Source organism: Serratia sp. NPDC078593, assembly GCF_050268245.1.
GTDB lineage: Bacteria > Pseudomonadota > Gammaproteobacteria > Enterobacterales > Enterobacteriaceae > JBNNGK01.
The window spans coordinates 304,357-323,082 of record NZ_JBNNGK010000001.1 but is presented as its reverse complement, the minus strand read 5'-3'; the positions used below and the strand labels follow the sequence as shown (position 1 = coordinate 323,082).

The following is an 18,726-nucleotide window of genomic DNA, read 5'->3' as shown; positions in this document are numbered from 1 at the left end:
CTATTGCCATTTACGGTGATACGCGCCAAGTGTGGTCTGGGTGCCCTCAGCCATTGCGCCGAGGGTGTCCATCCAGGCGGCGTCGGCCTGATAGCGGGCGGGATCGGCGATACAGCGATCGATGGCCTGCCGCCAAACGCGTGCCACTTGGCTCACGTAAGCGGGACTGCGCTGACGGCCTTCAATTTTCACCGAGGCGATATTGGCGGCAAGCAACTCCGGCAGCAACGCCAGTGTATTGAGGCTGGTGGGCTCCTCTAAGGCGTGATAGCGCACATCATCGACGAGGTAGCGACCTTTACACAGCGTCGGATAACCGGCGTTTTCACCCTCTTGATACCGGTCAATCAACACATCATTCAGGCGCGATTCCATTCCCTGCGGCGTTTGCAGCCAACGTACAAAGCGAGCCGGGGAGCAAGCACCGACGGTATTCGGGGATTCACCGGTCAAATAAGAGGAAAGATAACAGCGGCCTTCGGCCATAATGCACAGGCTACCGAAGGCGAACACTTCCAATGGCACCGGGCTGGTGCGCGCCAGTTGCTTAACCTGATGCATCGACAACACACGCGGTAACACCACGCGATGCACCGCGAAATGGCGCTGATAAAAACGGATGGCCTCTTCATTGGTGGCGGAAGCCTGTACCGAGACGTGGCGTTCTATCTGCGGGTAGCGTTCGGCGGCGTACTCTAACATGGCCAAATCGGCCAAAATAAGCGCATCGGCACCCAGTTGTGCCGCCATGTCTACCGCGCGTTGCCAACGTACATACCCGTCTGGATGGGCGAAGGTATTAATCGCAATATGCAGCTTACGGTTGTGGCGGTGCACATAGTCTGCGGCTTCTTGCAGCTTCTTCTCGGTAAAATTGAGCCCGGCAAAGTGGCGCGCGTTGGTGTCATCTTTCAGGCCGATATACACGGCGTCGGCACCGTTATCCACCGCAGCTTTCAGAGCCGGTAAATTACCGGCGGGACAAAGCAGCTCCATAGTTTTATCCTGATCCAGCGAGTTTACGCTGTGATAATTGTTGCCGCGCGAGACTTTCGACGGCGTTTTTTTAAACGGGTGGACAATTTTAGTGAAGCCACGGCGAACAGGTTTTGATTTGGGGCAGTTTCTGGCGTATTGATAGGCTTGATGTCACAAACGTGAATTGCACTAATTGTTGATATAGACCGATGAAGCTGTGTGTCAATGTGGCAAAATAGCTTCAGTCTGAGTGAAAAGGAGTGAATGACCGTGTTGAAAAAACTACGAGCACGCATTGTGCGTCAAGGGCCGTCGCTGTTGCGCGTACCGTTAAAACTCACGCCGTTTGCTCTGCAGCGTCAGGTTTTGGAGCAGGTACTCAGTTGGCAATTTCGTCAGGCGTTAGCGGATGGCGATCTGGCGTTTCTTGAGGCGCGTTGGTTGAAGATCGAGATACGCGATCTGGGTCTACACTGGTTTATGACCGTGGAAAACGAACGGTTGGTTGTCAGCCAGCATGGTCAGGCCGATGTGAGCTTCAGCGGTGACGCTAACGATCTTATTCTGGTCGCGGCACGCAAGCAGGATCCTGATACGCTATTCTTCCAGCGTCGGCTGCAGATTGAAGGGGACACTGAATTGGGTCTATATGTGAAAAATTTGATGGATGCCCTTGAACTGGAATCCATGCCTGCGCCGTTGCGTATCGGGTTGTTGCAATTGGCCGAGTTTGTCGAAGCGGGTTTGCAGGAGGGCACGGTGCAGTCTTCCCGTGTGCTGGCATCATGCTGATTCGCGTAGAAATCCCGGTCGATGCCGCAGGGATTGATGCCCTGCTACGTCGTGTTTTTGACCGTGACGACGAAGCCGATTTGGTACAACAATTACGGGAAGACGGTCTGTTGACCTTAGGCATCGTGGCGACGGACGACGAGGGCGGTGTGGTTGGCTATGCGGCTTTCAGCCCGGTTGATGTCGCGGGTGAAGATCGCCAATGGGTTGGGCTAGCACCGCTGGCGGTAGAAGAAAGTCTGCGCCGACAAGGGGTGGCTGAGAAATTGATCTATGAAGGGCTGGATGCGTTGAACGAATTCAGCTATGCCGCCGTGGTGGTGGTGGGCGAGCCGGGTTACTACGGGCGTTTTGGCTTTAAAACTGCTGCTGATTACGATCTACACTGCCGCTGGCCAGATACCGAGCAGGCTTTTCAGGTTTATCCACTGGCGGAAGAAGCGCTGAACGGTGTCAACGGGCTGGTTGACTATTCTGCGCCGTTTAATCGGTTTTAGTTTCTGGCAGTAAATACGTCAATGAAAGGGGCGGGTGTGCAACCAGCCTCTCTTTCTCTTTTTTACTCAATTGCTTAATACGATACTCCAGCCGCAACGCTTGTGAACGATCCCCTGCTTCACACTGAAATGCCAGCGTGAGCTCGCCTTTACCGCGTAAGGCCTTCGCCCCTTTACCTGCCTGATGCTGCGCCAAACGCCGTGTGACATCGGTTGTAATGCCGGTATAGAGCATCCCGCTGGGCAAACGTAGCATGTAGAGGTGCCAGATCGTGAGCTGCTTCACCGCGCCGCCTTTATCAAATCAATCGTTGAAGGTGGGGAGTATTCCATAATTAACGGCCGGTGGCTTACCCTTGCCTGAACCTTTTTTTATCGGTAGCGTAACCTATTGATTATCAATACCTAAGGTTATACGGCTGAAAAAAGGGTTTTTTACTAAAAAAGGGATATGTTGTTTTAAAATCATACGGCTGGCGCTATTCTATAACGGTTCACTGCCGTACAGGCAGCTTAGAAAAGAGAATCTTATGAGCTCGGATTTAGATCGCATCACTCGCTTCCTCAACCAGCAACACGTCTTGACGCTATGTGCGGGCAACGGCCTCGACATGTGGTGCGCCAACTGCTTTTACGTCTTCGATGCCGAGCGCATGGCACTGTGGCTGATGACCGAACCCGATACTCGCCACGGTTTACTGATGCAACAAAATAGCTGCGTGGTTGGCACCATTGCGTCCCTGCCGAAAACTATCGCGCTGATTAAAGGGGTGCAATATCGTGGAGAAATTGTCCCGTTAAGCGGAGAAGATGAAGCGCAGGCATGCGCACGTTACTGCCAGCGCTTTCCGGTAGCAAAGGTCATGAAAGCGACGATCTGGCAGCTTAGCTTGCAGGAAGTGAAAATGACCGATAACACGCTGGGGTTTGGCAAAAAACTGTATTGGGTTCGCGAATGCTTAAACTGAAACCGCTCAGCTACTTCAACGCGGTGGTGGAGCAGGGATCGGTATTTGCCGCCGCAGAGGTGTTGTTCATCGCCCAGCCCCCCCTGAGCAAAGCGCTGGTGCAGTTAAAGCAGCATTGGGGCGTTCAGCTGTTTGAGCGCTCCAGCAAAGGCATGAAACCCACCGAAGCCGGGCGCTATCTCTATCAGCGTGCCTGTGATGTGCAGCAGTTGCTGTTGCTCCTCAAGTGCGGTCAGATAACTGCGTAAATCGGAATACGGCATAGCAAGCTCCTTAGTTTAGCGGGATCCGTGCAATAGCACGTCGTATTGTTAGGCGGAAAACCACGCAGGAAAATGACTTAAAAACTCTTGAGGTATAGCTTCTGGGTATGGCGCGGTGCGTTCAGCGCGACGGTAAGGTGTAACCGTGCTAAATGGCATATACTTTAAGGGAAATGTTAACTCTGTACGGGGGGCGTATGGCACGGGTACTGGTTTTAGGCGCCACCGGCTTAGTGGGTGGTGAACTTCTGAGTTTATTGCTGACCCATCGGCAAGTGAACGAGATTATTGCGCCGACGCGCAAACCGCTACCGCAGCACGCTAAGCTAGACAACCCGGTAGGCGCCGATCTGTTTGCGCTGCTAACCGCATTGGATAAGCCGATCGATATCGTTTTCTGCTGTCTGGGCACTACGCGCCAACAGGCTGGCAGCGATGCCGACTTTCACTATGTGGATTACACACTGGTGGTGGAAAGTACGCTAACCGGCCGCCGTTTGGGGGCGCAACACTGCTTAGTGGTCAGTGCGTTAGGGGCGAGCGTCCACTCCACTTTCCTTTACAATCGCACCAAGGGTGAAATGGAACAGGCGCTGCGAGAGCAAGGTTGGCCGCGTCTGACGCTGGTTCGCCCATCGATGTTGTTGGGGCAGCGTGCGGCGCCGCGCCTGTTAGAACGCCTCGCGCAGCCATTATTCACCTTGTTACCGGGTAAATGGAAATCCATCACCGCCAAAGATGTGGCACAAACGCTGATGGAACAGGCGTTCAGCGCCGGGGAAGGGGTAAAAGTGATGGAATCCGATCAGTTGCGTCGCGTTCATTCCGCCACACACTAACGCAGCGCTCACTGGCTGTTGCCAACTGCGCAGCCAGTGAGCAGCGATGGAGCCGCTTGCGCATCGGCTGCGATCACATTTCCGCAACCCGACAAGATTTAAATCCCTCGACAAGGGGGCATTGTGATACTGTGCCAGTAAAAAACGTTAAATTTCCCCACGCCGCAATGCTGCGATAACCTCGTATTATTTCACTCCCAATCACGCCTGAGAGGGCGCCGACCCAAGGCTTCTTTGCCATCCATTGACGATAGGCCAGACGTTGTGACTATGCTCTGACTGTATGTTGGTACTCACTTACATCTTGTAAGTATCAGGTGGGTAAGATTTACCGGAATAGCCCGTGCCCCATTGAGCCTATTCGCGATGGCGTAACAGAACGCGACAATGTGACAGCCGGGCCGTTGCGTGCGTGATGGACATATCGTTTGGCGACAGCAGCGATCCGTCCGATAAGCATAAGGGGGATAAGCCTTTCATACTGGGCGTAACGGTGTAAGTAAGTGCTCACGGGTGGAGCGGCACTGATCGATAGACAGATGCAGTGCGAAGAACAACGCGCTAAGCTAGTGCGATTGTTTGTATTTATGTTGGTTATCCCATGTCTCAACCCATCACCATTCCTGACGGCCAGACACGCTCGTGGCCGCTGTGGAAACCGTTCTTGTTGCTGCTGGTGGCCGTCATCGGCTTGTATATCCTCAAATGGCAACCGTATTACGCGAAAGCCTTGACGGCGGCGGATAGCCATTCGATAGGCGAATCGATTTTGGCGAATGCGCAAACCAGCCCGTGGCAGGCGGCATGGCAGTATGCGCTGATGTATTTCAATGCGGTATGGAAAGCGGCTGTGCTGGGCGTGCTGCTGGGTTCGTTAGTGCAAGTGCTGATCCCGCGGAGTTGGTTAGTGCGCACGCTGGGGCATGCCCGTTTTTCAGGCACGCTGCTGGGGTCGTTGATGGCCTTACCGGCTATGATGTGCACCTGCTGTGCGGCTCCGATCGCGGCTGGATTGAGGCGGCAGTCGGCGTCCAGCGGCGCTGCATTGGCATTTTGGCTGGGTAATCCGTTATTGAACCCAGCGACATTGATTTTTATCGGCTTGGTGCTTGGCTGGCAGTTTGCCGTTATTAGGCTGGTGGCGGGGATTGTCATGGTGTTGGGTATTGCCTGGTTGGTACAGCGTGCCACTGCCAACGAGATGCCGCCGGTCACGCAACATGTACCGCTTACGCCACGGGAGAAAGCGGTAAATCAACCGTTCTTTAGCCGCTGGATGAAGGCGCTGTGGGCCTTATTTTGGTCAACGATTCCGATTTATGTGGCGGCGGTATTGCTGCTGGGCACGGCGCGGGTTTGGTTGTTGCCACATGCTGAGGGCACGATAGATAACAGCCTGCTGTGGATTATCGCGCTGGCGATTGCGGGTTGCCTGTTTGTTATCCCCACCGCGGCGGAAATCCCGATCGTACAAACCATGATGTTGGCGGGTATGGCTTCCGGGCCGGCATTGGCCTTGCTCATCACGCTCCCGGCCGTCAGCCTGCCGTCACTGCTGATGTTGAAAAAAGTGTTTCCCGCGAAGGCGCTGTGGCTGACCGCCGCACTCGTGGTGCTAAGCGGCGTGGTGACCGGATTGATTGGGGGGTATATTCTCTGAGCATAAAAGGGCACTGTGCAGCCTGCACGGTGCCCCATCACCCTGTTTTGTTGCCGCTAATGGACGGCTGTCATCCGGTTTGCGTGAGCGAAAGGTGACCTTTCCGCTCGTCGGGATAGCCCTTAGAACGCATGGTGCCGGATACGGAAAGAACGGGTGATACGATCCCATATTTCTACCAGTTCGGCATCACTGTAAGCTGGCGGGGGCAAGGCATGATTACTCAATGTCAGGTCAATAATTGGATGTCGGAAATCCACTATTTTTTCATTAGCGATGGCGTTAAAAAGCAGTTGTCCGGAGGGATGATTGGGGGCTTTTTCTGACGGTGCGGTGTTGAGCCACTCATCGGCCTCAAAGCCCGCTATCTGTGTTTTCCCTTTGCGCAGCGTCCGGGCTTTGACCTGCGTCAGATAGGGCTGAATTTCATGACTCCGCTCCAGCATGCTTTTTGGATCGCCAAGATAAGTATTTGTGGACACCGACAGGGAAAAGATCGAGTCATGCGGGTAGACGAAGGTAATATCCTCCTGCGGCTTCGCGTTTCCGTCGCGGATAAACCCTTGCGAAATACAGGTTCCGGGCTGCGTCGGGATTTCATCGTCTTGTCGCCCGCTCAGGCGGGACATTAAATCTTGTAGTTCCGCCAGCTTTGACGGTTTGGTGTTAAGAGAAACGGCACTGACACCGGCTCTGATAAAATCTTCCTTATCTTTTTGATACTTAGGATCAGATAAATCGATAATCTCCTGGGTGAGGATAAACGCCACCCCGTTAACGTACAGGTGCCCCTCCAGAATGCGGGATACACCTCCCTCACTTTCATTTCTATTACGGTCAAAGATCACCGCGTTCTCACTCAGCCGGTACACTTGCTTGAGAAAAGGCTGATCCATTGGGTCAACCGTATGGCTGTTTTTCAGCTCCTGCTCCCGCAGGCGGATACGCTGTTCAAACGCCGGACGGTAGAGCCGCTTGCTGCTGATATTGACCTCATTAATCTGAGCGCGATCTGTCAGGGTATTTTCAAAGGAGGCGGGCACATCAAACACATAGCGCCCGACGCATTGGGTTTTGGTGGTGGCAAACAGGGTATCGACCATACGTTTTTCCTTGTCGGTTAACGCCGGCGGCGTATGCACAAACGTCACAAAGTTGTGAATATAGAATCCGGCTGCCAGCAGCAGCATCGCCAGCGGGATAAGCAGGGGAAGCGGGAATTTTTTCATGGTGCTGGCACCTGCTGCACGATTTTCACCACCGACCGCACGGTGAACATCAGGGCATCTGACAGATCGCTGTACACCGAGCGGGAGCGATCCACGGGGTCAACGGCATAGGCGCCCTCGTGGTCAACATCGGTCGCCAGTAGCCCACGAATTCGGGGAGACGTGGTCCGGATCGCTGTGACCGGGCGCAGAACCGACCGTTCTTGCCACGTCAGAAATGCGTCGGACGGATTGCCTGCATTGTCACCGTCAGCGCGGTTTTCGTTGTCGTCCATGTGTTAACCTCCTGTTATCCTTGGCCGCTAAAGGCCACGTTCCCTTCTCCACCTCTGGGCGTCAGGCTCCATCCATAATGCGTTGTATTGGCCTTCAACCTGATTGCTGGGGGAGCATAAAAGGGCACAGTGTAGCCAGCTTGCACGGTGCCCCATCACCCTGTTTTGTTGCCGCTAATGGACGACTGTCATCCGGTTTGCGTGAGCGAAAGGTGACCTTTCCGCGCGTCAGGATATTCCCTCAGAACGCCTGGTGTCGGATACGGAAAGAACGGGTGATACGATCCCATATTTCCACCAGTTCGGCATCACTGTAAGCTGGCGGGGGTAAGTCATAATTATTTAATGTCAGGTCAAGATTAGGATGCCCGAAGTCCGCTGTTTTCTCATTAGCGATGGCGTTGAAAAGTAGTTGTCCGGACGGATGCGCGGGTTTTTTTTCTGACGGCGCGGTGGCCAGCCATTCGCTGGCCTCAAAGCCCGCTATCTGTGTTTTCCCTTTGCGCAGCGTCCGGGCTTTGACCTGCGTCAGATAAGACTGAATTTCACCGCTTCGCTCCAACATGCTTGTGCTTTCTTTTAAGGCGTTATTGCTCCAGACAACAAAAGAAAAGACCGAGTTATGCGGGTAGACGAAGGTAATATCCTCCTGCGGCTTCGCGTTTCCGTCGCGGATAAATCCTTGCGAAATACAGGTTCCCGGCTGCGTCGGGATTTCATCGTCTTGTCGCCCGCTCAGGCGGGACATTAAATCCTGTAGTTCCGCCAGCTTTGACGGTTTGGTGTTAAGAGAAACGGCACTGACACCGGCCCTGATAAAATCTTCCTTATCTTTTTGATACTTAGGATCAGATAAATCGATAATCTCCTGACTGAGGATAAACGCTACCCCGTTAACGTACAGGTGCCCCTCCAGAATGCGGGATACACCTCCCTCACTTTCATTTTTATTACGGTCAAATATTATCGCGTTCTCACTCAGCCGGTACACTTGCTTGAGAAAAGGCTGATCCATCGGGTCAACCGTATGGCTGTTTTTCAGCTCTTGCTCCCGCAGGCGGATACGCTGTTCAAAGGCCGGACGGTAGAGCCGTTTGCTGCTGATATTGACCTCATTAATCTGAGCGCTATCTGTCAGGGTATTTTCAAAGGAGGTGGGCACCTCAAACACATAGCGTCCGACGCATTGGGTTTTGGTGGTGGCAAACAGGGTATCGACCATACGTTTTTCCTTGTCGGTTAACGCCGGCGGCGTATGCACAAACGTCACATAGTTGTGAATATAGAATCCGGCTGCCAGCAGCAGCATCGCCAGTGGGATAAGTAGGGGAAGCGGGAATTTTTTCATGGTGCTGGCACCTGCTGCACGATTTTCACCACCGAACGCACGGTGAACATCAGGGCATCTGACAGATCGCTGTACACCGAGCGGGAACGATCCGCGGGGTCAACGGCATAAGCCTTCTCGTGGTCAACATCGGTCGCCAGTAGCCCACGAATTCGGGGAGACGTGGTTCGGATGGCCGTGACCGGCACCGTGCCGTCGCCGGGTGTCCCGGCGGAAATCAGCTCAAAGGTTTTCCCAGCATCATACCGGTAGCTTGGTGAGGGCAGGTCTGGATAGCCCATCACTGGCACCGGGCGCAGAACCGGCCGTTCTTGCCACGTTAATAACGCATCCGATGGATTACCTGCACTGGCACCGTAAAACAGCCAGGTCTGTGGATGGTATTTACCGTTCAACGCTTCAATGAATTTTTTAACAGGGTACTTTATCCGCTTAACAAAAGCCGTCCACTCTCTGTCTGTATCACCCAGCAGCAAATCCTGCTCACACAGCCGCCACCAGGCTGTTTTGTTCAGGTATATCTCTTCATACGGGTCTTCTACCGGCAGGGACATACGGGTGCTGCTGCCCTCGATCTTCAGCCAGCCCGGGCCATAGGCCCTGCCCGGCAGCAGCTGTAGCGGGCCGGGGGACTGCGCCAGCACCGGCATCAGCTTTTCTGCATTATCCCCGATAAATATGCCGGTAATGCCCCGCTCACCGGTTTTCATGCGCCGGTAGGCCGTCGGCGAACCGAGATCCGGCATCACGCCGTGCACTATCCCCAGAATATTGTCCTGGCCGTTCATGTTCTCCGAGTAGTGCCGGGCAACCAGCCCCCCCATCGAGTGGGTGACCAGAATGACCTTGTTCACCGCCAGACGGCCGTGATAACCCACCAGCACCTTACGGATATAGGCCCCCAGCAGCGTCGCCGAGTCTGCATTGGATTGCAGCCAGTTATAGCCAAAAACGTGCAGCGGGTATAAAAAACGGTGGCCGTGTGCTGTTTCTTCTTCGGTCAGTACCTGTTCCGCCGATTCATCGCCTATCCTGACGCTGGTAAAACGCTGCCGCGCCGTTTGCTGTTGTTCTTCCCGGAAGTAATTATCCATCAGGATATCGTCGTCGTTGAGCAGGTACTGCAGCCGGTCGAGCGCTTTCCCGTAGCTCTTGTAAAACGCGCATCCCCATCCGCGCTCGCGCCGTGAGGGGAATTTTTTGCCATCGGCTCCGTCGTTAACAATTTCACCACGGTCATCCACCATCGTGGTCTTCGTATCCAGTAGAAATTTCCTTTTCTCTGGGCTGGCAAATAGCCACTTTTTAAGCGACAAAGCGCTGAACCGCCAGACCTCACTGTTCTTATTTTTCAGGTTTGACCCCATCACCCCCGGAATAAAAATCACCGGGATCACTTTTACCGGCGGCTTGAGGCAAACCGCCACGAAATTGTTTTCTTTCGGCTGGGGAGTGATTTCGTAATGAAAGCGGCCGTTGTCATCCCAGATGGGGCGATGATAAGCGCGGTTTTCGTTGTCGTCCATGCGTTAACCTCCTGTTATCCTTGGCCGGTAAAGGCCACGTCCTATCATACCCCTGCACGGATTTAACACAAATCAACCGGCGATAATCCCGGATACGCTTACTCCTTTACCCGTATCGGGTCGCCAGACTCTATTCACAATATGTTGTATCGGCCTTTAACCAAGCACTCACTAACGCAGTTTATGCACTACCTGATTACTGCTGCCGCGCCAGATCAGCGCCGGGTCTTTTAAATCCTCAACGAACTTGCCATCAATCAACACATTGATTAAATCGACAACCTGCATTTGTGCGCTGTCCAGTTCATCCAGCGTATAGCCCGTCCATAACCAAATATCTTTACCCGGGCATTCGGCGCGCACCCGTTGCACTAAGAGTAATATCGTCGGCAGATTGGCCGGATGCAAGGGATCGCCACCTGACAGCGACAGCCCCTGACGGGGAACACGGCTGTCATTGAGATCGGCAATGATGCGATCCGCCAGTTGTACGGTAAAGGGCTGACCGGAGTTCACCCGCCAGGTACTTTTGTTATAACAACCGGGGCATTGATGAACGCAACCTGCGACGAACAGCGTGCAGCGTGTGCCGGGGCCGTTGACCACATCGATAGGATAGTACTGGTGATAATTCATGATACGGCTTCTGTTAAACGTAGCGGCCCAGCATGCTGAGTCGGCATTGAGCGGCGGCGAGCAGGGGGCGCTCACCGCATGTTGCGTGAGGTAAACCCGGATGCGGTGGGGGGTGTTACCCCAACTGCCCGTTGTTCAGGTGTTTCACCCGGCGTTTCACTTCTTCTTGTTTACCGGCGTTGAATGGCCGCGCGTCCGGGCTGCCGAGATAGCCGCACACCCGGCGGGTCACCGACACGTTGGCCGCGTCATGGTTGCCGCATTTCGGGCAGGTAAAACCTTTGCTAGTGCAGTCGAACTCGCCGGTGTAACCGCATTGATAGCACTCATCGATCGGCGTGTTGGTGCCGTAATACGGTACGCGGCTGTAGCTGTAATCCCACACGTCCTCTAACGCTTTGAGGTTGTGTTGCAAATTGGGGTACTCGCCGTAGCAAATGAAACCGCCGTTGGCCAATGGCGGATAGGGCGCTTCGAAGTCCAGCTTGTCGTAAGGATTAACCTTCTTCTCCACGTCGAGGTGGAAACTGTTGGTGTAATAGCCTTTGTCGGTGACGCCGGGCACCACGCCGAAATCAGCGGTATCCAGACGGCAGAAGCGGTCGCACAGGTTTTCGCTTGGGGTGCTATACAGGCTGAAACCGTAGCCGGTTTCATCTTTCCAGTTTTCGGTGGCGGCACGCAGGCGTTCGACGATGGCGATTGCTTTGGCACGCAGCGCAGCATCGTCATAGAGATGAGTGCCTTGGCGATATAGCGCGTTAATGGTTTCATGCATGCCGATATAGCCCAGAGAAATCGAGGCGCGACCATTTTTGAAGATCTCGGCGATGTCATCGTCAGGTTGGAGGCGAACGCCGCAGGCGCCTTCCATATACAGGATCGGTGCAACGCGCGCTTTAATCCCTTGCAAGCGGGCAATCCGCGTCATTAAGGCTTTCTTCGCCAGTAACAAGCGTTCATCCAGCAGTGACCAGAAGCGGCTTTCGTTCCCGTTGGCTTCTAAGGCGATGCGCGGCAGGTTAAGGCTAATGACACCAATGTTATTACGGCCGTCATGCACCAGCTCGCCATTTTCCTCGTAGGTGCCGAGGAAGCTGCGGCAACCCATTGGCGTTTTGAATGAACCGGTCACCTTGACGACTTGATCGTAGTTAAGAATATCGGGATACATGCGCTTGCTGGCGCACTCCAATGCCAATTGCTTGATGTCGTAGTTAGGATCGCCGTATTGGTGATTCAGCCCGTCGCGGATAGCGAACACCAGTTTTGGAAACACCGCCGTCTTGCGTTTTTTGCCCAGGCCAGCGATGCGATTGTTCAGGATCGCTTGCTGGATCATGCGTGATTGCCAACTGGTGCCAAGGCCAAAACCAAAGGTCACAAACGGCGTCTGGCCGTTGGCGGTGTGCAGCGTATTCACTTCATATTCCAGCGATTGGAACGCGTCGTAGCACTCTTTTTCAGTGCGAGCCATGGCGTACTCGTCCGCATTGGGGATCTGCCATTGCGCCGCGATTTGTTGGTGTTTGCGATAACTTTCGCTAACGAACGGTGCCAGAATTTCGTCAATGCGGTTGATGGTCGTACCGCCATAAATATGGCTGGCGACTTGCGCGATAATCTGTGCGGTGACGGCAGTGGCGGTGGAAATCGACTTCGGTGGCTCAATTTCCGCATTGCCCATTTTAAAACCGTTGGTCAGCATGCCTTTCAGATCGATCAGCATACAGTTAAACATCGGGAAGAACGGGGCGTAATCGAGATCGTGGTAATGGATCTCGCCGCGCTCATGCGCCAGTACCACATCACGCGGCAAGATGTGCTGTTTGGCGTAATGTTTGGCCACGATCCCGGCAAGCAAGTCGCGCTGGGTGGGGATCACTTTGCTGTCTTTATTGGCGTTTTCGTTCAGCAGTGCCACGTTGCTTTGCTCTACCAAGCCGCGGATCTCTTGATTCAGGCGACCGCGTAGTTCGCGTGACACATCGCGATCGTGCCGATATTCAATATAGGCGCGTGCCAGTTGCTTGTACTGCCCGGCCATCAGTTGGTTCTCGACCGCCTGCTGAATATCATGAATATCAACGCGCTGCTGTTGTTCCATTTGTTGAGCGACCACGCGGGCGACGCGGCAGCAGTAATCGCTATCGGTCACGCCGGCCGCCTTGGCCGCGCGTTCGATTGCCTGTTTGATGCGTGCCTCGTCAAAAGGAACCTGACAGCCGTCCCGTTTAATCACTACTGGTTTCACGTTGTTACTCCTCGTTCCGCTCGGAAGCGTTATGCCCGTTGTTGGGCTTATCCACAGGGCAATACCGTAACGCACAAGGGCTGCGGCGGGGTGTGGATGATTATGTGGATAACTACTACATATAGTTAAATTACTTTACCAGTGCACTATATATGGGTGTTGCCGTGTGTTTTTTGACATAGGACAAGGAATTTTGGTGACGGTTGCTTCGCTGTACAAACGTAAATTTCGCGCATGAGTTCAGCCCTTATAATTCGCGGGTTGAATAAAAAATCCGACAAAAAAATAATTTGGCAAAATGTGAGGGCGATCGATATTCGGGGCAGGATGCGCTCGGTGATAGCGGTTATCTCGGGTGGTGTGTTGGCTTCCCATCGTAGGGGCGTGGCACGCCGCGCCCGGTTGGCAGCTGGGTACCGGAATGCAGGCCGGGCATGCCCGGCCACTACGGTGGGCATTGATGGTTCGGGATGTGGTTTGGCGATGGTGGTTATCTTGGGTGGTGTGTTGGCTTCCCATCGTAGGGGCATGGCACGCCGCGCCCGATTGGCTGCTGGGTACCGGAATGCAGGCCGGGCATGCCCGGCCACTACGGTGGGCATTGGTGATACGGTATACCCGGCGGCATCACCCATCATCGGCGTTGGGCATTACGCGTCCAGCAACCACCACGTGGCTTCGAATGGGCGTAATGTGCTGGCCTGTGGCAATGCAGGGGCGTCGGCGTAATTGCTGTTCAGCAAACGCCACAGGTCGCTAGCGATTACGTCTGCTGCTTGCCAGTCCAACGGCTCACCGCTGAGATTGGCGACCACCAACAAGCGTTGACCGTTCCAACGGCGTTGATAGCACCACAGCGCCGGATGTTCAGGCGCTAAATCCTGATAATCGCCGTGGGTCAGTATTGGATACTGTTTACGCAATGCAATCAGGTGCCGATAGCTGTAAAACACCGAATCGGTGTCTGCCAGCGCGGCTTCGGCGTTGATGTGTGCATAATTCTCGGCGCAGGCGATCCACGGTGTACCTTGGGTAAAACCGGCGTGCGTGGCGTTGCTCCACTGCATCGGCGTTCTGCCATTATCGCGTGATTTACAGGCCAAAATCGCCAACATTTGTGCCTCCGTTTTCCCTTGCGCCCGCAGTTCGGCGAACATGTTCAGGCTTTCTACATCGCGATACTGCTCAATGTGGGTGAAGCCGGGGTTGGTCATGCCCAACTCTTCACCCTGATAGATGTAAGGTGTGCCTTGCATACCGTGTAGCACCATGGCCAGCATCTTGGCGGCAGGAACACGCAGTTCGCCTTCATCACCAAAACGGGAAACGATGCGCGGTTGATCGTGGTTACACCAGAACAGGGCGTTCCACGCCCGATTGTGCATACCTTGCTGCCAATGGCGGAAAATGTCTTTCAGCGCCACATAATCCGGTGCGGCCAGCGTCCATTTTTCGCCGTTGGCGTAATCCACTTTTAGATGATGAAAGTTAAAGGTCATCGACAACTCTTCGCCGCCGCTCGCGGCATAGCGCTGGCAGTGTTCCAGCGTGGTGGATGACATTTCACCCACGGTCATCAGACCGCGCGGCTGGAACACCTCGCGGCTCATCTCCTGAAGAAACTCGTGAATGCGTGGCCCATCGGTATAAAAACGACGGCCGTCACCGTGCGCATCGTCCGGGAAATTCTGTTGCTTGGACACCAGATTGATCACGTCGAGGCGCAGGCCGTCAACGCCTTTGTCGGCCCAGAAGTGGCAGATTTTCTTCAATTCTTCGCGTACCGGCGGGTGTTCCCAGTTCAAATCCGCCTGCTCGGTAGCGAACAGGTGCAGATAATATTGGCCGCTTTCAGCATGCCATTGCCACGCTTGCCCGCCGAACTTGGAGCGCCAGTTATTAGGCGCGGCTTGCTGGTTACCGTCGCGCCAAATGTAAAATTGACGATGAGGATGCTCGGGATCTTGTGCTGCCTGGAACCACGGATGCGCCGTCGAGGTATGGTTGAACACCATATCCATCACAATGCGGATGTTACGCTGATGCGCCGCGGCCACCAATTGTTCAAAATCCGCCATGGTGCCGTACGCCGGATCAATGGCACAGTAATCGGCGACGTCATAGCCGTTATCCACCTGCGGTGACACATAGACCGGCGTCAGCCAAATAGCGTCAATACCCAGTTCTTGCAAATAGTCCAGCCGTTGAGTGACGCCGGCCAGATCGCCATAGCCGTTACCGGTGCTGTCTTGAAAACTTTTCGGGTAGATTTGGTAGATGACACCGTTTTGCCACCAAGGGAGGGAAATGCTCATAACAGAATACCTTTTGACTGTGACAGCGGGCCAGACATGCCTGGCCCCTACATTTTGCGTAACGCGCGTTAAACCGGCAGTTCGCCCCGGCGCGCTTTACGCCGATAAACCAAAATGGTGAGGAGTAGCGGGATAACGATCGCCACCAGCGTTGCCAGCGAGAACACCATCCAGAACTGCGGTTTAATCGATAGGATCCCCGGCAGGCCGCCGACGCCAATGCCGTTAGCCATTACGCCATCAAGCCCGCAGATCAACCCAGCACAGGCGGAACCGATCATCGCGCACAGCATCGGGAAACGATATTTCAAGTTGATGCCGTACATCGCCGGCTCCGTCACCCCAAGGTAGGCGGAAATGGCGGCGGGGACGGAAATCTCGCGTTCGTTCGCCTTGCGGCTCATGATGATGATGCCCAGCACCGCAGAGGCCTGTGCAATATTCGACAGCGCGATAATCGGCCATACCGGCGTGCCGCCCATACTTTGTACCATCTGCATATCGATGGCTAAGGTGGTTTGATGCACGCCGGTAATCACCAGCGGCGCGTACAGGAAACCGAACAACGCGGCACCAATCGGCGCAAAGCTGCCGGTCATGACCGATTTCACCGCCCAGGCCACGCCGTCACCCACCATGCGGCCGAATGGCCCGATCAGCGTATGCGCCAGGAAGACCGCCAGCAGCAGTGAAACGACCGGCACCACCACCAGATAGAGGTAATCCGGTACGATCTTTTTCAGCCGGGTTTCGATCCAGCCGAGTGCGATACCCGCGAGGATCGACGGGATCACCTGTGCCTGATAGCCCACTTTCTCAATGGTGAACCAGCCGAAGTTCCAGATCTCCGGCACCTGTTGGCCGAGCAGATAAGAGTTCATCAACTGCGGTGACACCAAGGTAACGCCAAGCACGATGCCCAGCACCGGCGTGCCGCCCATTTTCTTCACCGTTGACCAGCAGATGGCTACCGGCAGGAACATGAAGATCGCTTCGCCGAGTAACCACAGGAAGTCGTAAGCGGTTTTCCAACCGGCACTGGATTGCGCCAGCGTTTGGCCGTCTGACATCGGGATGTCACCGATAACGTTACGAAAGCCGAGGATTAAACCACCGCTGATCAGGGCGGGCAGCAGCGGGAAGAAGATCTCCGCGAAGTGCGAAATGGCGCGCTCAAACCAGGTCATATTTTGCCGCGCTGCCACCTTAGCCTGTTCTTTACCGGCTTCACTGACGTTGGCGCTGGCGATCAACGCTTGATAGTAATCACCCACTTCTGGGCCAATCACCACCTGAAATTGACCAGCATTGGTGAAACAGCCTTTGACCATGCGCAGCGTTTCGATTTCTTTCGGGCTGGCTTTGGCGGGGTCGTTCAGCACAAAACGGAGCCGGGTAATGCAGTGGCTGACGGTCGCGATATTGTCACGGCCGCCCACCAACGCGATCAGGCGGTCAATATCCTGCTGGTTGACTTTACTCATTATGAATACCTTTTTTATGGCAGAGCGCAGAGGTGAGTTGTGTAATTGATCAAAGCTTAGTCATTCCGCTTTTTTTATGAAATGGGAACGTTCCCAGATTGGGGCATCGATCACAAAACATCAAAATAGCGGGTTTTTTAATCAGGAAAGTTGGCTGGGAACCAGAATACGCCGAATGCCCTGTTCGCCGTTAAGCTGGCCGAGCAACTGTTGTGCGGCTTGCAACCCGGCACTGCCATAGCCGAATTCCACCGACAGCGTTTCAGGGAACAGGAAGCTGAGCAGCGGAGTGTTACCAATGGCACACACCTGAATCGAGGCGTTTTGCTGTTGTTGCAGGTACTTGATGGCGCCGAGCGCAATGCTGTCCGACGCGCAAATCAGCGCATCGGTCTGTTCGCCGATCGCCTCTGCTGCCAGTTGGAAGCCGCTCTGGTAGCTAAGCTCGCCTAGCGCTGCATGAGGCACGAGATGATGGCGCTGGCAGGCATCGAGATAGGCTTGATAGCGGCGCTGTCCGGTGGTGGCGTCCGATTGCTGTACGCCCAGATAACTGATGTGCTGGTGGCCTTGGTAACGTAGCCTATCCATCAACAGGTTGACTGCGCCAACGTCGTCATAACAGACCGAGGAAAACCCTTCGTACTCCCGCACCATGACTACCATTTTATCCTGCCACGGATGCAGCATCTCGGCACTCAGACCGGTAAAGCCAAACAGGATCACGCCGTCAACGTGGCGTTGCGCCAGTACGTGCAAATGTTCCTGTACCAGCCGGGCCTCGAACTGGCTTTCCAACACGATGGGATCATAACCTTGCTGATACAACAGCGGCAGCATGGTGCGCACGGCCTGATTTTCCGATGGGGAATCGAGACGGGACACGATGATGCCGACCACTTTGTCGCTCTGGCCGCGCATGGCACGTGCCGATTTCGACGGGGTAAAACCCTGCTGACGGATCACCGCTTCCACCCGTTCGCGGGTGTGTGGGCTCACGCTGCCTTCGTGGTTCAAGACGCGTGATACGGTGGATTTGCCAACGCCGCTCAGGCGGGCGATGTCCTTGATTGTCAGCCGGTTTTGCATGGTTTTTTTATCGTTTAGTCTGTAAGGCGCAAAATTCATCGCATGTAGGTGCCGTCAGAATAGCGCATTTTCCCAAAAGGATCTTGATGCTAGCCAGGATCGCCGCCTTGCCGAAACGATCCGCGCGTTGGCAGATGACATCCGGGTTACCTCGTCGGGGCGTGGCACGCTGCGTCCTGCACATCGTCAGGCGATCGTGTGCTCGACGCCGCTGACTTCCTACTTGCATACATACAGGCCGGGCATGTCCGGCCACGACGGTCAACACGGTGGTGTGGTGTGATTCGATGCGCCCGGCGGCGATGCCGGTTATCTCGGGTGGTGTGCTGGTTTCTCATCGTAGGGGCGTGGCATGCCGCGCCCGGTTGGCTGTTGGGTACCGGAATACAGGCCGGGCATGCCCGGCCACTACGGTCAACACGGTGGTGCTGGATGTGGTTTGGTATGTCCGGTGGCGGCGATGGCGGTTATGTTGGGTGGTGTGCTGGTTTCTCATCGTAGGGGCGTGGCATGCCGCGCCCATTTGCAATGGTTGCTGAGTTCACTTCTGTTTGACGCCGACGTGTGATCAAT

19 protein-coding genes are annotated in these 18,726 nt (G+C 54.7%); 8 read left to right on the top strand and 11 right to left on the bottom strand.

The window, feature by feature from the left end; all coding sequences use genetic code 11:
* Positions 1-996: a ubiquinone anaerobic biosynthesis protein UbiU gene (gene ubiU / locus ACQKDS_RS01435; protein WP_399664420.1), complete on the bottom strand. Its 996-nt coding sequence runs from the start codon at positions 994-996 to the stop codon at positions 1-3.
* 252 nt (positions 997-1,248) lie between these two features.
* Here ubiU and ubiT point away from each other — a divergent pair, with 252 nt between their 5' ends.
* Both ubiT and ACQKDS_RS01425 read left to right on the top strand, forming a co-directional pair.
* Positions 1,249-1,770 (top strand): ubiquinone anaerobic biosynthesis accessory factor UbiT, encoded by a 522-nt coding sequence (gene ubiT / locus ACQKDS_RS01430; RefSeq protein ID WP_399664423.1) that lies wholly within the window; start codon positions 1,249-1,251, stop codon positions 1,768-1,770.
* Complete coding sequence (locus tag ACQKDS_RS01425) at positions 1,764-2,267, top strand: GNAT family N-acetyltransferase (RefSeq protein WP_399664426.1); 504 nt, start codon at positions 1,764-1,766, stop codon at positions 2,265-2,267. Before ubiT ends, ACQKDS_RS01425 begins: the two co-directional genes overlap by 7 nt.
* Here ACQKDS_RS01425 and ACQKDS_RS01420 read toward each other — a convergent pair.
* The gene (locus tag ACQKDS_RS01420) at positions 2,254-2,523 is read right to left on the bottom strand and encodes a GIY-YIG nuclease family protein (protein WP_399665133.1); all 270 of its coding nucleotides are present in this window, start codon (positions 2,521-2,523) and stop codon (positions 2,254-2,256) included. The genes ACQKDS_RS01425 and ACQKDS_RS01420 overlap by 14 nt on opposite strands.
* 274 nt (positions 2,524-2,797) lie before the next feature.
* Here ACQKDS_RS01420 and ACQKDS_RS01415 point away from each other — a divergent pair, with 274 nt between their 5' ends.
* From ACQKDS_RS01415 to ACQKDS_RS01400, 4 genes are all read left to right on the top strand, one after another.
* A complete protein-coding gene (locus tag ACQKDS_RS01415) occupies positions 2,798-3,235 on the top strand; it encodes a YhbP family protein (protein WP_399664429.1) in 438 nt (145 codons plus the stop codon).
* Positions 3,223-3,483: a LysR family transcriptional regulator gene (locus ACQKDS_RS01410; RefSeq protein ID WP_399664431.1), complete on the top strand. Its 261-nt coding sequence runs from the start codon at positions 3,223-3,225 to the stop codon at positions 3,481-3,483. The genes ACQKDS_RS01415 and ACQKDS_RS01410 overlap by 13 nt, the downstream gene beginning before the upstream one ends.
* Positions 3,484-3,695: 212 nt before the next feature.
* Entirely contained in the window at positions 3,696-4,337 is a 642-nt protein-coding gene (locus ACQKDS_RS01405) for an NAD(P)H-binding protein (protein WP_399665136.1), read from the top strand.
* A gap of 601 nt (positions 4,338-4,938) precedes the next feature.
* Positions 4,939-5,997, top strand: coding sequence for a permease (locus ACQKDS_RS01400; RefSeq protein ID WP_399664434.1), 1,059 nt, complete (start codon positions 4,939-4,941; stop codon positions 5,995-5,997).
* 122 nt (positions 5,998-6,119) lie between these two features.
* Here the strand turns inward: ACQKDS_RS01400 and ACQKDS_RS01395 are convergent, their stop codons facing one another.
* From ACQKDS_RS01395 to nrdD, 6 genes are all read right to left on the bottom strand, one after another.
* The gene (locus tag ACQKDS_RS01395; protein WP_399664436.1) at positions 6,120-7,226 is read right to left on the bottom strand and encodes a T6SS immunity protein Tli4 family protein; all 1,107 of its coding nucleotides are present in this window, start codon (positions 7,224-7,226) and stop codon (positions 6,120-6,122) included.
* Complete coding sequence (locus ACQKDS_RS01390) at positions 7,223-7,501, bottom strand: hypothetical protein (RefSeq protein WP_399664439.1); 279 nt, start codon at positions 7,499-7,501, stop codon at positions 7,223-7,225. The genes ACQKDS_RS01395 and ACQKDS_RS01390 overlap by 4 nt, the downstream gene beginning before the upstream one ends.
* 241 nt (positions 7,502-7,742) lie before the next feature.
* Complete coding sequence (locus ACQKDS_RS01385) at positions 7,743-8,849, bottom strand: T6SS immunity protein Tli4 family protein (RefSeq protein WP_399664442.1); 1,107 nt, start codon at positions 8,847-8,849, stop codon at positions 7,743-7,745.
* Positions 8,846-10,375 (bottom strand): lipase family alpha/beta hydrolase, encoded by a 1,530-nt coding sequence (locus ACQKDS_RS01380; protein ID WP_399664444.1) that lies wholly within the window; start codon positions 10,373-10,375, stop codon positions 8,846-8,848. Before ACQKDS_RS01380 ends, ACQKDS_RS01385 begins: the two co-directional genes overlap by 4 nt.
* A 171-nt stretch (positions 10,376-10,546) precedes the next feature.
* Entirely contained in the window at positions 10,547-11,011 is a 465-nt protein-coding gene (gene nrdG, locus ACQKDS_RS01375) for an anaerobic ribonucleoside-triphosphate reductase-activating protein (protein WP_399664447.1), read from the bottom strand.
* A 115-nt stretch (positions 11,012-11,126) separates the two neighbouring features.
* Complete coding sequence (nrdD, locus tag ACQKDS_RS01370) at positions 11,127-13,265, bottom strand: anaerobic ribonucleoside-triphosphate reductase (protein WP_399664450.1); 2,139 nt, start codon at positions 13,263-13,265, stop codon at positions 11,127-11,129.
* Between the two features lie 336 nt (positions 13,266-13,601).
* On the opposite strand from nrdD, the gene ACQKDS_RS01365 reads away from it, so the two are divergent.
* Complete coding sequence (locus ACQKDS_RS01365) at positions 13,602-13,994, top strand: hypothetical protein (protein ID WP_427673869.1); 393 nt, start codon at positions 13,602-13,604, stop codon at positions 13,992-13,994.
* Here the strand turns inward: ACQKDS_RS01365 and treC are convergent.
* The 3 genes from treC to treR form a co-directional block, all read right to left on the bottom strand.
* A complete protein-coding gene (gene treC, locus ACQKDS_RS01360; protein WP_399664456.1) occupies positions 13,916-15,580 on the bottom strand; it encodes an alpha,alpha-phosphotrehalase in 1,665 nt (554 codons plus the stop codon). The two genes, ACQKDS_RS01365 and treC, sit on opposite strands and share 79 nt — an antisense overlap.
* Positions 15,581-15,648: 68 nt before the next feature.
* Positions 15,649-17,064 carry a PTS trehalose transporter subunit IIBC gene (gene treB / locus ACQKDS_RS01355; protein WP_399664459.1) on the bottom strand — a complete coding sequence of 472 codons (1,416 nt, stop codon included), beginning with the start codon at positions 17,062-17,064 and terminating at the stop codon, positions 15,649-15,651.
* Between the two features lie 141 nt (positions 17,065-17,205).
* Entirely contained in the window at positions 17,206-18,153 is a 948-nt protein-coding gene (gene treR / locus ACQKDS_RS01350) for a trehalose operon repressor TreR (RefSeq protein WP_399664463.1), read from the bottom strand.
* Between the two features lie 352 nt (positions 18,154-18,505).
* Here treR and ACQKDS_RS01345 point away from each other — a divergent pair, with 352 nt between their 5' ends.
* On the top strand, positions 18,506-18,721 hold the full coding sequence (locus tag ACQKDS_RS01345) for a hypothetical protein (RefSeq protein ID WP_399664466.1): 216 nt from the start codon (positions 18,506-18,508) through the stop codon (positions 18,719-18,721).
* Positions 18,722-18,726: the final 5 nt, after the last annotated feature.